A 14,958-nucleotide genomic window follows, 5' to 3' on the forward strand; every position below is an offset into this window, starting at 1 on the left:
TTACGAGAGCCTGTGCCCACGGCGTCTCCGGCTCCTTCCGCATCGCACGGGAAAAGGGGAGAGCCCCGGAGTCCTGTCGAGGACTCCGGGGCTCTCCCCTTCTGCTTCTGTCGGCTAGCCGAACCAGCCGCCGAAACCGCTGCCGCCGTCGCCGTTGTTGTCGCCACCACCGGGCTGCTGGCCGCCGCCGTTGTCGTTGCCGCCGCCGCCCCCGTCCACGGTGATCAGGGTGACCGTGTCGCCCTGCTTGACCGTCGAGCCGGCGGGCGGGTTCGACTGGAGCACCCGGGCGTCGTCCTTGTCGACGCCGGCCACGACCACGGTCACGCCCTGGCCCTGGAGGTTGTCCCGGACCTCCTTGAGCGTCTTGCCGACGATGTCCCCCGGGATCGTGATCTGAGGCACCTGCGGGCCCTTGGAGACCTTCAGGGTGATCTCGACGTCCAGGGGCTGGTTGGTGTTGCCGGGCGGGTTCTGCTCCAGGACCGTGCCCTTGGGCTGGTCGTTGTCGACCTCCTCCTGCTTCACGTTGGTGAAGTTGAGGGCGTTCAGCTGCTGGAGGGCCAGGTTGACGTCGCGGTTGGTCACGTTCGGCAGCTGCGTCAGCTTCTGCTTGGCGACCGTGAGGGTCACCTCGGAGTTCTTCTCGGCCTTGGTGGCGCCCTGCGGGTTCTGCCGCAGGACGGTGCCCGGGGTCTGGTCGGACTCCTCTTCCTCGACCTTGACCTTGAAGCCCTTGTTCTCCAGGGACTCCTTGGCCCGCTGCAGCGACTGCTCCTGGACGTCCGGGACCTCGACGAGCGGGGCGCCCTCGGAGACCCACACCTGGATGGTGCCGTTGACGTCCATCTTCTGGACGCCGTCGGAGGCCGGGCTCTGGCGGCAGATCGCGCCCGTGGGCTGCTCGCAGCGCTCGTTGCCCGCTTCCACGACCTTCACCTGGGCGTTGACCGCGGCCCGCTGTGCCTCGTCCAGCTTCTGTCCGACGAGCTGCGGGACCAGGGTCTGCTGCGGGGTGTCGTCGGTGTCCATGACGTACCGGGCGATGAAGATCGCGCCGACGAGCACCAGGATGCCGCAGAGGGCCAGCAGGATGGTCGAGGTGTTCGACTTCTTCTGGTTGCCGCGGCGGCGGTCCGGGCGGTCGTCGTAGCCGTCGTACCCGCCGTAGCCGCCGTTGTCCGGCGGGAGCGGCGGCATCATCGAGGTCTGGCCGGCGGGGTCGGTCTGGCGCAGGGCGGTCGTGGGCTGCTCGTCCTGCGGGTAGCCGTAGCCGCCGTACGACGGGCCGCCCGCCATGCCCATGGCGGCGGCGGCCGCGACCGGCTGTCCGTCGAGGCAGGCCTCGATGTCCGCGCGCATCTCGTCGGCGGACTGGTAGCGGTAGTCGGGGTCCTTGACCAGTGCCTTGAGGACGATGGCGTCCATCTCGGGCGTGATCTCGGGGTCGAAGTTGCTCGGCGGCTGCGGCTCTTCCCGGACGTGCTGGTAGGCGACGGCCACGGGGGAGTCGCCGATGAACGGCGGCCGGACGGTGAGCAGCTCGTAGAGGAGGCAGCCGGTGGAGTACAGGTCGGAGCGGGCGTCGACCTGCTCGCCCTTGGCCTGCTCGGGGGAGAGGTACTGGGCGGTGCCGATGACCGCGGCGGTCTGCGTCATGGTCATGCCCGCGTCGCCCATGGCGCGCGCGATGCCGAAGTCCATGACCTTGACCTGGCCGGTGCGGGTCAGCATCACGTTCGCGGGCTTGATGTCGCGGTGCACGATGCCGGCGCGGTGCGAGTACTCCAGTGCCTGGAGGATGCCGACGGTCATCTCCAGGGTGCGCTCGGGCAGCAGCTTGCGGCCGGAGTGCAGCAGTTCGCGGAGGGTCGAGCCGTCCACGTACTCCATCACGATGTACGGGATGGAGACGCCGTCGACGTAGTCCTCGCCGGTGTCGTAGACGGCGACGATCGCCGGGTGGTTCAGGGAGGCGGCGGACTGTGCCTCACGGCGGAACCGGGCCTGGAAGGACGGGTCGCGGGCCAGGTCGGCCCGCAGCGTCTTCACGGCGACGGTGCGGCCGAGCCGGGTGTCCTGGGCGAGGTACACCTCGGCCATGCCACCGCGGCCGAGCACCGAGCCCAGCTCGTACCGGCCGCCGAGGCGACGCGGCTCTTCCATAGCTAATCCAGCCCTCTCCGTCTGTCCCGACCGCACCGTGGTCCGGCGGTGTGTGCTGTTCGCGCATACGGTACCGGCCCCGGGGGGCCGTACCGCCCGCGTGGGGCAGCTGATACCTGACCGGTACCTGGCGGGCACCGGCCCTTCGCAAGATCAGCCGCGGCTCTTCAGGACCGCCTTCATGACCGCCTTCGCGATCGGCGCGGCCAGACCGCCACCGCTGATGTCCTCACGGCCGACGCCCTCCGCGTCCTCGACGATCACGGCGACGGCGACGGGGGAGCCCTGGTCGGTCTTGGCGTACGAGATGAACCAGGCGTAGGGGCGCTTGGCGTTCTTCTCGCCGTGCTGGGCGGTACCGGTCTTGCCGCCGACCTTCACGCCGTCCATGCGCAGGTCGGCCTTGCCGCCGGTGCCGTTGGCGACGACGTTCTCCATCATGGCCTGGAGCTTCTGGGCGTTCTCCGGCGAGACCGGCTGGCTCATCTGCTCCGGCTCGTTCTGCTTGATCACGTCCAGGTTCGGCGCGCGCAGCTGGTCGATCATGTACGGCTTCATCAGCTTGCCGTCGTTCGCGATCGCGGCCGTGACCATCGCCATCTGGAGCGGGGTGGTCGCGGTGTTGAACTGGCCGATGGAGGAGAGCGCGTTGCCGCCGCGGTCGGCCTTCTTGTCGTAGACGGAGGCGGAGGAGCGGACGGGGGTGAACTGTTCGGCGTTGAAGCCGAACTTCTCCGCCATCTCGGTCATCTTCTCGACGCCGACGTCGTCGCCGAGCTTGGCGAAGACGGAGTTGCAGGAGATCCGCAGCGCCTCGTTGAGGCTGGCGTTGGCGCAGCCGCCCGAGTGGTTCTTCATCGGGAGGGTGGAGAGCGGGATCTTCCAGCCCTCGGGGGTCTCGGTCGCGGCGTCGATGTCCGTGACCTTGCCGGCCTCCAGGGCGGCGGCGGCGGTGACGACCTTGAAGACGGAGCCGGGAGGGTAGATCTCGCGCAGGGCGCGGTTCTGCATGGGCTTGGACTTGTCGTTCTGCAGCGCGACCCAGGCCTTCTCGTCGTTGCTTCCGGCGATGGTGGCCGGGTCGTACGAGGGGGTGGAGGCGAGCGCGAGGATCTTGCCGGTCGACGGCTCGATGGCGACGACGGCGCCGGTGTTCTTGCCGAGGCCCTTGTAGGCGGCCTTCTGCGCGGCGGCGTTGAGGGTGGTGACGACGTCGCCGCCCTTCTTCTTCTCGCCGGTGAACATGGCGAGGGTGCGGTCGAAGAAGAGCCGGTCGTCGTTGCCGGTGAGGATGCCGTCCTCGATCTTCTCGATCTGGTTGGCGTCGTACACCTGCGAGGCGTAGCCGGTGACGGGGGCCCACATGGGGCCGTCCACGTAGGTCCGCTTGTACTTGTAGTAGGTGCCCCCGGAGTCGACGGAACCGGTGATCGGCTGGTCGCCGACGATGATGTTGCCGCGTTCGGTGGCGTACCGCTCGATCTGGACACGCTTGTTGTCCGCGTGCGAGTTCAGCTCGTCGGCGCGGACGAACTGGAGCCAGTTGTCGCGCAGGAGCAGGGCGAGGACGAGCAGGCCGCAGAAGATCGCGACCCGGCGCAGCGGCTTGTTCACGGGCGGACCACCTGGGTCATCTCGGCGTCGGGGTTCGGGGCGGGGGCGGGCGCCGGGCGGCGCGCGGTGTCGCTGATCCGGATCAGGATGCCGATCAGGGCCCAGTTGGCGATCACGGAGGAACCGCCGTACGCGAGGAACGGCATCGTCATACCGGTGAGCGGGATGAGGCCCATCACGCCGCCGGCGACGACGAAGATCTGGAGCGCGAAGGCGCCGGAGAGGCCCATCGCGAGCAGCTTGCCGAAGGGGTCGCGGGCGGCGAGGGCGGTGCGGACGCCGCGCTCGACGATCAGGCCGTAGAAGAGCAGGAAGACCATGACGCCGGTCAGGCCGAGCTCCTCGCCGACGGTGGCGAAGATGAAGTCGGAGTTGGCGGCGAAGCCGATGAGGTCCGAGTTGCCCTGGCCGAGGCCGGTGCCGAGGATGCCGCCGGAGCCGAAGGACATCAGTACTTCGGTCATCTGGTCGCAGGCGGGGACGTCCTTGGCGCAGGAGAACGGGTCGGCCCAGGCGTCGACGCGGTCCTGTACGTGACCGGCGAAGGAGGCCACGCCGACCGCGCCCGCGACGGACATCAGCAGACCCATGACGATCCAGCTGGTCCGCTCGGTCGCCACGTACAGCATGATCACGAACATGCCGAAGAACAGCAGGGAGGTGCCGAGGTCGTTCTCGAAGATCAGGATGAGGAGGCTGATCGCCCAGATCGTCAGGATCGGGCCGAGGTCGCGGCCTCGTGGCAGGTAGAGCCCCATGAAGCGGCGGCTGGCCAGGGCGAGCGCGTCCCGCTTCACCATGAGGTAGCCGGAGAAGAAGACCGCGAGCACGATCTTCGCGAACTCACCGGGCTGGATGGAAAAGCCGGCGACGTTGATCCAGATCTTGGCGCCGTAGACGGCTGAACCGAGGCCCGGTACCAGCGGCAGCAACAGGAGGACGAGCGCCGCTGCCATGGAGATGTACGTGTACCGCTGAAGGACGCGGTGGTCCTTCAGCAGCAGCAGTACGGCCACCAGCATCGCGATGCCGATCGCCGAGTACATCATCTGCTTGGGCGCGTCGGGGCTGAAGCTCTTGTACAGCCGCATCGACGTCGCGATCAGCCGCGGCGACTGGTCAAGCCGCCAGATCAGCACCAGCCCCATCCCGTTGAGCAGGGTCGCCAGGGGCAGCAGCAGCGGGTCCGCGTACGGGGCCCACTTGCGGACCACGAGGTGGGCGACGGTCGCGAGGAGGGCCAGGCCGAGGCCGTACCCGAGCATGCCGGACGGGACCTCGCCGTCCAGGGCGAGGCCCACGTTGAGGTACGCGAACACCGGGATGGCGACGGCGAAGCCGAGCAGCGCCAGCTCGGTGTTGCGGCGGCTCGGCGCTTCGATCGCGCCGATGGTGGTCGTGTTGGTGACAACGCTCATGGTGGTGAAAGGCCCCCTACGGGTGCTTACTGCTTGCCGCAGTTCGAGGCCAGCTTCTGCTCCTCCGCGGTGAGGGTGGGACCCGGGTTCGGAGCGGCTGTGGTGGGCGTGGATTCGGGTTCGGCGTTCGTGTCGTCGCCGTCGGCCGACGGCTTGGTCGCCTCGGCGGCGGCCTTCTCCTGGTCGGCCTTCTCCTTGGCCACGCGGCGTTCCTCGGTCTTCTTGCAGGCCGAGGCCTGGACGGCCAGTTCGGAGATCTTCGTCTGGGCCTTGGCGAGGCTGCCGCTCGCGATGGTGTCCTCGACCTGCTTCCGCTGGTAGGCGGGGAGGTACTTGAGTTCGATCTCGGGGTGGTCCTTCTCGACCTCCGAGAGCTTCACCCAGGCGAGGTCCTGGCTGATGCCCCGGTAGAGCGCCACGTGCTCGTCGTTGGAGCCCACGTAGTACTGGGTCTGGGTCCAGCGCCAGCCGCCGTACGCGCCGCCGGCGAGGAGGCCGAGGGCGAGGAGGAGGATCAGGGTGCGTCCGATCCAGCGGCGCCGCTTGCGCGGCTTGACGAAGTCGTCGTCGGCGTACGCGTCGAAGGCGCCGTGCGGCGGGACGGGGCCGTAGCCGTGGTCGTCGCCGCTGCCGGGCGGGCCGAAGCCGCCGGCGGGCGGCTGGTGGTGGGCGGGGCGGCCGAGTCCGGAGGCGCGGCCGGCCGGGGTCTGCATGGCGCCGCCGTCGTGCAGCTGGGTCTGGTTCTCGGCGACCGCGCCGACGACGACCGGGGTGTCGCTGAGGTGGCCGGCGAGGGTGTCGCCGCCGTCGACGTCGAGGACGTCGGCGACGATCACCGTGATGTTGTCGGGGCCGCCGCCGCGCAGGGCGAGCTGGATCAGCTCCTGCACGGTCTCCTGCGGGCCCTGGTAGCTGCCGAGGGTGTCCTCGAGGGTCTGGTGCGAGACGACGCCGGACAGGCCGTCGGAGCAGATCAGGTAGCGGTCGCCGGCGCGGACCTCGCGGATGGAGAGGTCGGGTTCGACGTGGTCGCCGCTGCCGAGCGCGCGCATGAGGAGCGAGCGCTGCGGGTGGGTGGTGGCTTCCTCCTCGGTGATCCGGCCCTCGTCGACGAGCCGCTGGACCCAGGTGTGGTCCTGGGTGATCTGGGTGAGGATGCCGTCGCGCAGCAGGTAGGCGCGGGAGTCGCCGACGTGGACGAGGCCGAGGCGCTGTCCGGTCCACAGCAGGGCGGTGAGCGTGGTGCCCATGCCCTCCAGCTGCGGGTCCTCCTCGACCATCATCCGGAGCTGGTCGTTGGCGCGCTGCACCGCGGTGCCGAGCGAGGTGAGGATGTCGGAGCCGGGGATGTCGTCGTCGAGGGTGACGAGGGTGGAGATCACCTCGGAGGAGGCGACCTCGCCGGCGGCCTGGCCGCCCATGCCGTCGGCGATCGCGAGCAGCCGGGGACCGGCGTAGCCGGAGTCCTCGTTGCCCTCGCGGATCATGCCCTTGTGCGAGCCCGCGGCGAATCGCAGGGACAGACTCATGCCCACCTGCCCTGTCGCCGCTGCATCGGGGTACAGCCGGTCTCGACCCACACTGCCCGCCCTCCGGTCGCTCCGGTCAGCTCGCTCATTGTCGTACTACTTCCGCAGCTCGATGACGGTCTTGCCGATGCGGATCGGCGCCCCCAGTGGAATCGGCGTCGCGGTGGTGAGGCGGGTCCGGTCCAGGTAGGTGCCGTTGGTGGACCCGAGGTCCTCGACGATCCACTGGCCGTCCCGGTCGGGGTAGATCCGGGCGTGCCGGCTCGACGCGTAGTCGTCGTCGAGCACGATCGTCGAGTCGTGCGCCCGGCCCAGGGTGATCGTCTGGCCCTGGAGGGCCACGGTGGTGCCGGTGAGGGTGCCCTCGGAGACGACCAGCTTGGTGGGGGCGCCGCGGCGCGACCGGCCGCCGCCGGAAGGCTGCTGCTGGCCGCGCTGCTGCGGCGGGGCGGCCTGCTGGCGGCCTCCCTGCTGGGCGCGCGCCTCCTGGCGGCGTGAACCGCGCTGCGTCACCCGCGTACCGAACAGGTCGCTGCGGATGACCTGGACGGCCACGATGACGAACAGCCACAGAACGGCCAGGAAACCCAACCGCATGACCGTCAGGGTCAGCTCTGACATTGCCCCCGCTTCACCCTTCGGCTTGCCGGTAAACGATGGTGGTGCTGCCCACGACGATCCGCGAGCCGTCGCGGAGCGTAGCGCGGGTGGTGTGCTGCCCGTCCACCACGATGCCGTTGGTGGATCCGAGATCCTGGATCGTCGAGGGCGTTCCGGTCCGGATCTCGCAGTGCCGGCGGGACACGCCGGGATCGTCGATCCTCACGTCCGCGTCGGTGCTGCGGCCGAGGACCAGGGTCGGGCGGGAGATCTGGTGGCGCGTGCCGTTGATCTCGATCCAGCGGCGCACCTGGGCTCCGCCGGGCACGGGCGGGCGTCCGCCGGCGGGCGGCCGGTGTCCGGCTCCGGGTGGCGGCGAGGACGGCATCGGCGGGGCGCCGGCCGGGGCCCCCTGCGGGTACCCGTAACCGCCGCCCTGGCTCTGCTGCTGGTGGGGCTGGTGTCCGCCGTGCGGCTGCGGCTGGGAGGTGCTCGACGCGAGCGTGCGGCTGCGCACCCGGTACAGGCCGGTGTCGAGGTCGTCGGCCTTCTCCAGGTGGACCTTGATGGGTCCCATGAAGGTGTACCGCTGCTGCTTGGCGTAGTCCCGGACCAGGCCGGCGAGCTCGTCGCCCAGCTGGCCGGAGTAGGGGCTCAGGCGCTCGTAGTCGGGCGCGCTGAGCTCCACGATGAAGTCGTTGGGGACGACGGTCCGCTCGCGGTTCCAGATCTGCGCGTTGTTGTCGCACTCGCGCTGGAGCGCGCCGGCGATCTCGACAGGCTGGACCTCGGACTTGAAAACCTTGGCGAAGGTGCCGTTGACCAGACCTTCGAGACGCTGCTCGAAACGCTTCAGGACTCCCATGGGGCACCTCCTCCGTCGTTGCCGTCCTGGTACTGCTTACTGATCGTATCCACGCGTCGGGAAATCGGCTGGTTCCCCTTCTCTGCCCTGTGGACGAGTGTCACCTCTCACAGGCCCTCCCAGGGATCGTAGAGGGGGCCTGTGGACAGTGTCCCGCACCCGGCTGTCCGACAGGAGGGGTGGAGGTACGGGAGCGAGGGCGCCGGGCGGCGCGGCCGGTGCCGCAACCTCCCGCTTCTCCCCTCTCTCTCCGGTCTCTCCCCTCTTCTCCTCTGTGTCCCTTCTCTCCTTCTTCTCCTTGCTTCTCCCCTCCAGGGTGGGGAGGGAAGCGGGGGAGCCCCTGGAAAGGGCCGGGAGGGATGCGCGGGACGGCCCGGCGGGAGGCTTCCCGAGGGCTCTCCCCTCCTTGCCGCCCCTCCCCTCCTTGCCGCCCCTCCCCTCCTTCGCGCTCTCCTCTCTCCCCCGTCTCCCTCCTTGCCCTCCTCTCTCCTTGTTCTGCTGCCGGGGGGCCGAAACAACGGATGTGAATCCACCGTCCGCGACGTGCTAATCTTCAGATGTCGCCAGGCGCTCCCACCGAAAGGTGAGAGACCGGGAGACCACCCAATGCGCGGGTGGCGGAATAGGCAGACGCGCTGGATTCAGGTTCCAGTGCCCGCAAGGGCGTGGGGGTTCAACTCCCCCCTCGCGCACCAGACAGAAGCCCCGTAGGTCACAGACCTACGGGGCTTCCGCGTTGTCCGGCACATGTGACGCTTCCCACTCCCTTGCTTCTTCCTCGTTTCTTCCTCGTTTCTTTCGTCGTTTCGGGCCGCGACGAAAGGCGGACGATCGAGGAGGGCGGGACTGCCTAGGGTGCGAGCGTGGAAGCGACGAGCGCGACGAGCGCGGAGACCATGGCGAAGGCGGAGGCCGGGCGCGGGATCGGAGACAGGGCGGCCGCCGCGTGGAGATGGCTCGCGCCCGCCGGGGAGTGGTCGCGGCGCAGGACCGTCGGCGAGGCGGCCCTCGCCGCCGTCGTCGCGCTGCTCGCGGCCGGGACCGAGGAGCTGCTCGGCGGAGAGGGAGGGCAGCTCGTCGCGGTCGCCGTCGCCTCCGCCGCGCTGTCGCTGCTGCGCCGGCGGCTGCCCGCCACCGTGCTCGTCGTCACCGCCGCGCTCTCCCCGCTCGTTCCCGGTCTCGGGGCCCCGCTACTCGTCCTCGGGTGGTCCGCCGGCGGTTACATCGTCGGGGTCGGCCGGGCCCTGTACGCCTTCGTCGCGGCCTACGTCCTCAACGTCGGCGCCACCCTGATCGCCACCTGGGACCAGCAGCGGCTGCTCACCCTCGCCTTCATGGCGACGCTCTACTACCTGGGCACCACCCTCGCCCCCGGCCTCGCCCACCGCTACTGGGCCCAGCGCCGCACCCTGCTCCACGCCCTCCAGGAGCGCAACGTGCGGCTGGTGCGCGAGCGGGGCATGATCGGCCACAACGCCCGGCTGCGGGAACGGCAGCGCATCGCCCAGGACATGCACGACAGTCTCGGCCACCAACTCGCCCTGATCGCCGTGCACACCGGGGCGCTGGAGGTCGACCGCGAGCTGAACGAGCGGCAGCGCGAGGTCGTCGGCGTGCTGCGGAACGCGTCCGTGACGGCCATGCACGAACTGCGGGAGGTCGTCGGCATACTCCGGGACGGCACCGAGGCCACCGACCCCGACACCGGGCCGGTGGCCGCCGGCGACGAGAGCGGGCGGGCGTCCCGGGGGATCCGTGGCATCGAAGGGCTCGTCGCCTCCGCGCGCGCCGCCGGAAACCGTGTCGCGCTGCGGCGTATCGGAGACGAGCGGCCCCTCGAACCGGCCGCCGGGCACGCCGCGTACCGCATGGTCCAGGAAGCGCTCACCAACGCCTACAAGTACGCTCCCGGCGCCCCGATCAGCGTCGAACTGCGCTATGAGCCCGACACCTTCGTCGTCGAGATCTTCAACGAGGAGCCGCCCGCGGGCCCCGCGAAGGGGGTTGTCAGCGGTGGTCAGGGGCTGGCCGGTCTCGTCGAACGGGCCCGGCTCGTCGGCGGCATGTGCCATGCGGGGCCGGCCGACGGCGGGGGTTTCCGGGTCGCCGGAATGCTGCCGTACGGCTCCGCGCCGACCGGCGAATCAGCGCCTTTGGTCGATGTGGCCGACGACTTCCGGCAGCAGTCGCCCGGGCCCTTCGGCGGGCAAGGTCGTTCCGTACCGGTCGGAGAGCCCGACTGGACCTTCACGGAGCGGGAGTTGGCGATGGCACTGCGCGGGGGCAAGACCCGGAGCACCGGGGGATCGATCGCGATCGGCTGCGGCATCGCGTTCGCGGCGCTCGTCGTCCTCCTCGTCGCGGGCGGCTTCGGACTCTTCTACATCGTCGGGTCCGTCCAGGAGACGATGGTCGAGCCCGCGAAGTACGAGTCGATCGAGGTCGGCATGGACGAGGCGGAGGTCCGGGCCATGCTGCCCGAGGGGGACTCCTTCGCGAACCTGGCGACGTCGGGCAAGGGCGCGCCCCCCGAGCCGAAGGGCGCCGTCTGCCTCGCCCTCCTCTCCACGGAGATGAGCGACGACTTCGACACCGACCCCGTGTTCCGGTTCTGCTTCAAGGACGGCAAGCTGATCGAGAAGAAGGCGTACGAGGTGAGGCAGTAGCGTCACGACCGAGCCGTACCGAGGGAGTGGGGCGAGCAGTGTTGTCAGAGCGGGCGGGACGGGCCGGGCGGACCATCAAGGTCGTCGTCGCCGACGACGAGCCGCTGATCAGGATGGGGATCCGGATGATCCTCAACTCCGATCCGGACATCCAGGTGGTCGCGGAGGCCGCGAACGGCCGGGAGGCCGTCGACGCGGCCCGCGCCCACGCGGCCGACGTCGTACTGCTCGACATCCAGATGCCGGTCCTCGACGGGCTCTCCGCTCTCCCGGAGCTGCGCCGGGCCGCCCCGGCGGCGCGGGTGATCGTCCTGACCACCTTCGGTGAGCGGGAGAACGTCCTGCGGGCGCTGGAGCACGGCAGCGCCGGCTTCCTCCTGAAGGACACCGCCCCCGCCGAACTCATCGGAGCGGTACGGGCCACCGCGGCGGGCGACGCCTACCTCTCGCCGTCGGCGACCCGGCACGTCGTCGAACAGCTCGCCTCCGGTCGCGAGACCGCCCGCGCCGAAGAGGCCCGCGGGCGGATCACGACGCTCAGCGAGAAGGAGCGCGAGGTGCTCGCCCTCCTCGGCGAGGGCCTCTCCAACGCTGACGCGGGCCGCCGGCTGCACATGAGCGAGGCCACCGTGAAGACGTATGTGAGCAGGATCCTCGCCAAGTTGAACTGCGAGAACCGCGTCCAGGCGGCCCTCCTCGCCCGCGACGCGGGGCTGTAACGGCGGGGCTGTAACGGCGGGGCTGCGGACGCCGGCGGGTCGCGGACGCCGGCGGACCGTGACGCCGTGGCTCAGTGGGGGTCGGGGAAGCCGGGCGGGCTGTGACGGCGTGGCTCAGTGGGGGGCGGGGAGGCCGGAGGGCCCTGCGGCGTTGTAGCGGAGGAGGTAGCCGGCGAAGAGGGCCAGGTCCTCGTCCGACCAGTCCTGGAGGCGCTCCCGGTAGGCGGCGAGGCGGTTGGCCTGGGCGGTGGCGAGCACCGAGAGACCGGCCTCGGTGGGGTGCAGCACCTGCACCCGGTGGTCCTCGGGGGCGGGCCGGCGCTCCACCAGGCCCAGCTTCTCCAGGCCCGCCAGCTGGCGGCTGACCGTGGACTTGTCGAGGAGGTAGTGCGCCGCGAGGTCCGTGGCGCGGCAGCCGCGCCGGTCCTCGATGTGGGCGAGGAGCGTGTACGAGACGAGCGGGAGTTCCGGGTGGACGCGGGCCGCGGCGGCGCGGGCCCGGCGCGCGAAGGCCGTCAGTTCGCGCTGGATGACGTCCACGGACGCTTCGCGCGGCGTCTCGGTGCCGGCGTCGGACATGTGGGCTCCCTTGCCGAGCTCGCCCCTCACAGGCTTTCGGTTGTATAGTACAACAGCTATTTGGTTGTAAATGCCAACTACTCTCTTCGGAGGTCACGGTGCCCACAGGACCGAACCCCACCGCCGGCGCCCTGCGGCACGTCCTCGGGCACCTCCTCACCCCCCTCCTCATGTGCCTCGGCATGGGCCTCGCCTATCTCGCTGCCTTCCACGCCCCCCAGCCCCACGACCTCCGCGTCGACATCGTCGGCTCCGGCCCCGCCACCCAGGTCCTCGCCCAGACCCTCCAGGACAAGGCCGCCGGCGCCCTCGACGTCCGTACCGTCCCCGACCGCGCCACCGCCGCCACCGCCCTCCACCAGCAGGACAGCTACGGCGCCTACATCCCCGGCGACCACCCCGAACTCCTCGTCGCCTCCGCGGCCTCCGACACCAGCGCCATGGCCGTCGAGAAGGTCTTCACCCGGGTCGCCGCCGACCAGAACGCTCCCCTCAAGGTCACCGACCTCGTCCCCACCGCCTCCGGCGACCCCACCGGCCAGGGCATCTTCTTCCTCCTCGTCGCCGTCAGCATCGGCGCCTACGCCTCGGTCGCCGTCATCGGCGCCGCCGGCGCCGCCCTCCCCCTGCGGCTCCGCGCTCTCGTCGCCGTCGGTACCTCCCTCGCCGTCAGCCTCATCGGCACCCTCTTCGCCGGCCCCGTCTTCCACCTGGTCGACCACGGCCTCGCCGGTGTCTGGGCGCTCTCCTGGCTCTACGCCGCCGGCATCCTCCTCATCGGCATCGGCCTCCACACCTACCTCCGCCGCTGGACCACGCTCGGCGTGATGGTCCTCTTCGTCATGCTCAACTTCACGAGCTCCGGCGGCATCTACCGGCCCGAGCTCCAGCACGGCTTCTTCGGCTCCCTGCACGCCTTCTGGAACGGCGCCGGCCTCGTCGAGGGCATCCGCGGCCACGTCTACTTCGACGGCCACGGCCTCGGCGGCAACGTCCTTGTCCTCGCCCTCTGGTTCCTCGCCGGAGCCGTCCTCGTCACCCTCGCCGGCCGCACCGAGGCCCGGCGGAACACCGAGGGGGCCGCCACGGTCTCCTCGGAGGAGACGAAGGAGGGGATGGAGGAGGAGATGGAGGAGGCAGTGGCCGTCTGAGGCCCTCCGACCAGCGGACCGACGGTTGTCCACAGGGGGTTGTCCACAGGGGGAGACGGCCGATCAAGACCGGCTGTACCGTCAGGCCCGGAAGTCATCGCAGTCGTCGAAACAGTCGTCGAAACAGTCATCGGGGGAGGTCGTCCCATGGGCGAGATGCAGGCTGTCGTGCCGGGACAGCGCGGAGGAACGGAAGGGGAACGCATCCCGTACGTGCCCGGATTCGCACGGCGCGGCACGACGGAGCACTCCCCCAGGGCCCGCGGCAAACAGCTGCGGGCCGCCGTCCCCCGCTCCTCCCACGCCGAGCTCACCCTCCCCGCCGGACGGCCCGACGCCGTCCGCGCCGTCGAGGAGTCCAGCCGCGGCCGCGTCCCCGAACTCACCCCCATCCGCGTCGGCCGCATGGCCGCCAACCCCTTCGCCTTCCTGCGCGGCTCCGCCGGCCTCATGGCCCACGACCTCGTCGGCACCCCCGTCACCGGCATCGCCGCCCAGCTCTGCGGCGACGCCCACGCCGCCAACTTCGGCCTCTACGGCGACGCCCGCGGCCGGCTCGTGATGGACCTCAACGACTTCGACGAGACCGCCGTCGGCCCCTGGGAATGGGACCTCAAACGGCTCGCCACCTCCCTCGTCCTCGCGGGCCGTGTCGTCGGTGCCGACGAGGAGACCTGCCGGGCCGCAGCCTTCGACACCGTCGGCGCCTACCGGCGCACCATGCGCCTGCTCGCCCGCCTGCCCGCCCTCGACGCGTGGAACGCGATACCCGACGAGGAACTCGTCTCCCACACCGACGCCCACGACCTCCTCGGCACCCTGGAACGCGTCTCCGCCAAGGCCCACAACAACACCAGCGCCCGGTTCGCCGCCCGCTCCACCGAGACCGTCGCCGACACCGACGGTGGCGGACGCCGCTTCGTCGACGCGCCACCGGTCCTGCGGCGGGTCCCCGACGCCGAAGCCGCCGCCGTCACCACCGCCCTCGGCGACTACCTGGAGACCGTCTCCGAGGACCGCCACCCGCTCCTCGCCCGGTACGCCGTCCACGACGTCGCCTTCCGGGTCGTCGGCACCGGCAGCGTCGGCACCCGCTCCTACGTCGTCCTGCTCCTCGACCACCGCGGCGAACCGCTCGTCCTCCAGGTGAAGGAAGCCCGGCCGTCCGTGCTCCTGCCGCACCTGCCCGCCGCCGGGTTCGCCGTCCCCGAACCCGGCCACGAGGGCCGCCGTGTCGTCCTCGGCCAGAAGCGCATGCAGGTCGTCAGCGACATCCTGCTCGGCTGGACCACCGTCGACGGGCGCCCCTTCCAGGTGCGTCAGTTCCGGAACCGCAAGGGCAGCGTCGACCCCGCCGCGCTCACCGCCGACCAGCTCGACGACTACGGCCGGATGACCGGCGCCCTCCTCGCCCGCGCCCACGCCCACAGCGCCGACCCGCGCCTGATAGCCGGGTACTGCGGCAAGAACGAGGAGTTCGACGAGGCCGTGGCCGCCTTCGCGGTCACCTACGCCGACCGCACCACCGCGGACCACGCCGACCTGCTCACGGCCATCCGCACCGGCCGCCTGGCCGCAGAACTGGGCGTCTGACGCCCGGGCGCCTGGCGCCACACCGCGAAAAACCGGGGGCGGGGGAGGGAGGGGAGGG

The 14,958-nt window shown here is 70.8% G+C and carries 11 protein-coding genes and 1 tRNA gene; 5 read left to right on the forward strand and 7 right to left on the reverse strand.

Going from position 1 to position 14,958, the window contains the following annotated elements; all coding sequences use genetic code 11:
- Positions 1–114 precede the first annotated feature (114 nt).
- From pknB to QK442_RS18515, 6 genes are all read right to left on the reverse strand, one after another.
- Positions 115–2,166, reverse strand: coding sequence for a Stk1 family PASTA domain-containing Ser/Thr kinase (gene pknB / locus QK442_RS18490; RefSeq protein ID WP_282695061.1), 2,052 nt, complete (start codon positions 2,164–2,166; stop codon positions 115–117).
- A 153-nt stretch (positions 2,167–2,319) separates the two neighbouring features.
- Complete coding sequence (locus QK442_RS18495; RefSeq protein ID WP_282695062.1) at positions 2,320–3,780, reverse strand: penicillin-binding transpeptidase domain-containing protein; 1,461 nt, start codon at positions 3,778–3,780, stop codon at positions 2,320–2,322.
- A complete protein-coding gene (locus tag QK442_RS18500; RefSeq protein ID WP_282695063.1) occupies positions 3,777–5,198 on the reverse strand; it encodes an FtsW/RodA/SpoVE family cell cycle protein in 1,422 nt (473 codons plus the stop codon). Before QK442_RS18500 ends, QK442_RS18495 begins: the two co-directional genes overlap by 4 nt.
- 26 nt (positions 5,199–5,224) lie before the next feature.
- Positions 5,225–6,727 (reverse strand): Stp1/IreP family PP2C-type Ser/Thr phosphatase, encoded by a 1,503-nt coding sequence (locus QK442_RS18505; RefSeq protein ID WP_282695064.1) that lies wholly within the window; start codon positions 6,725–6,727, stop codon positions 5,225–5,227.
- A 96-nt stretch (positions 6,728–6,823) separates the two neighbouring features.
- Positions 6,824–7,348, reverse strand: a complete 525-nt coding sequence (locus tag QK442_RS18510) for an FHA domain-containing protein (RefSeq protein ID WP_282695065.1) — start codon at positions 7,346–7,348, stop codon at positions 6,824–6,826.
- 10 nt (positions 7,349–7,358) lie between these two features.
- Positions 7,359–8,192: a DUF3662 and FHA domain-containing protein gene (locus QK442_RS18515; RefSeq protein WP_282695066.1), complete on the reverse strand. Its 834-nt coding sequence runs from the start codon at positions 8,190–8,192 to the stop codon at positions 7,359–7,361.
- A 608-nt stretch (positions 8,193–8,800) separates the two neighbouring features.
- Between QK442_RS18515 and QK442_RS18520 the strand changes: the two genes are divergently transcribed.
- The 3 genes from QK442_RS18520 (at position 8,801) to QK442_RS18530 (ending at position 11,577) form a co-directional block, all read left to right on the forward strand.
- Positions 8,801–8,887 (forward strand) — tRNA-Leu (locus QK442_RS18520).
- A gap of 168 nt (positions 8,888–9,055) precedes the next feature.
- The gene (locus QK442_RS18525; RefSeq protein ID WP_349239660.1) at positions 9,056–10,858 is read left to right on the forward strand and encodes a histidine kinase; all 1,803 of its coding nucleotides are present in this window, start codon (positions 9,056–9,058) and stop codon (positions 10,856–10,858) included.
- A gap of 38 nt (positions 10,859–10,896) precedes the next feature.
- Positions 10,897–11,577 (forward strand): response regulator transcription factor, encoded by a 681-nt coding sequence (locus QK442_RS18530; RefSeq protein ID WP_282695067.1) that lies wholly within the window; start codon positions 10,897–10,899, stop codon positions 11,575–11,577.
- Between the two features lie 114 nt (positions 11,578–11,691).
- Here QK442_RS18530 and QK442_RS18535 read toward each other — a convergent pair whose 3' ends face one another.
- Positions 11,692–12,156, reverse strand: a complete 465-nt coding sequence (locus tag QK442_RS18535; RefSeq protein WP_282695068.1) for a MarR family winged helix-turn-helix transcriptional regulator — start codon at positions 12,154–12,156, stop codon at positions 11,692–11,694.
- A 98-nt stretch (positions 12,157–12,254) separates the two neighbouring features.
- Between QK442_RS18535 and QK442_RS18540 the strand changes: the two genes are divergently transcribed.
- The gene (locus tag QK442_RS18540; RefSeq protein WP_282695069.1) at positions 12,255–13,307 is read left to right on the forward strand and encodes a hypothetical protein; all 1,053 of its coding nucleotides are present in this window, start codon (positions 12,255–12,257) and stop codon (positions 13,305–13,307) included.
- A 147-nt stretch (positions 13,308–13,454) separates the two neighbouring features.
- Positions 13,455–14,900 carry a DUF2252 domain-containing protein gene (locus QK442_RS18545; RefSeq protein WP_282695070.1) on the forward strand — a complete coding sequence of 482 codons (1,446 nt, stop codon included), beginning with the start codon at positions 13,455–13,457 and terminating at the stop codon, positions 14,898–14,900.
- Positions 14,901–14,958 lie beyond the last annotated feature (58 nt).

Origin of the sequence: Streptomyces sp. CC208A (assembly GCF_030010625.1) — a bacterium.
GTDB lineage: Bacteria > Actinomycetota > Actinomycetes > Streptomycetales > Streptomycetaceae > Streptomyces.

Excerpts from the sequence above, each read along its gene's own strand:
- pknB (WP_282695061.1), bottom strand. The coding sequence starts at position 2,166 with ATGGAAGAGCCGCGTCGCCTCGGCGGCCGGTACGAGCTGGGCTCGGTG.
- QK442_RS18500 (WP_282695063.1), bottom strand. The coding sequence starts at position 5,198 with ATGAGCGTTGTCACCAACACGACCACCATCGGCGCGATCGAAGCGCCG.
- QK442_RS18505 (WP_282695064.1), bottom strand. The coding sequence starts at position 6,727 with ATGAGTCTGTCCCTGCGATTCGCCGCGGGCTCGCACAAGGGCATGATC.
- QK442_RS18510 (WP_282695065.1), bottom strand. The coding sequence starts at position 7,348 with ATGTCAGAGCTGACCCTGACGGTCATGCGGTTGGGTTTCCTGGCCGTT.
- QK442_RS18515 (WP_282695066.1), bottom strand. The coding sequence starts at position 8,192 with ATGGGAGTCCTGAAGCGTTTCGAGCAGCGTCTCGAAGGTCTGGTCAAC.
- QK442_RS18535 (WP_282695068.1), bottom strand. The coding sequence starts at position 12,156 with ATGTCCGACGCCGGCACCGAGACGCCGCGCGAAGCGTCCGTGGACGTC.
- QK442_RS18545 (WP_282695070.1), top strand. The coding sequence starts at position 13,455 with ATGGGCGAGATGCAGGCTGTCGTGCCGGGACAGCGCGGAGGAACGGAA.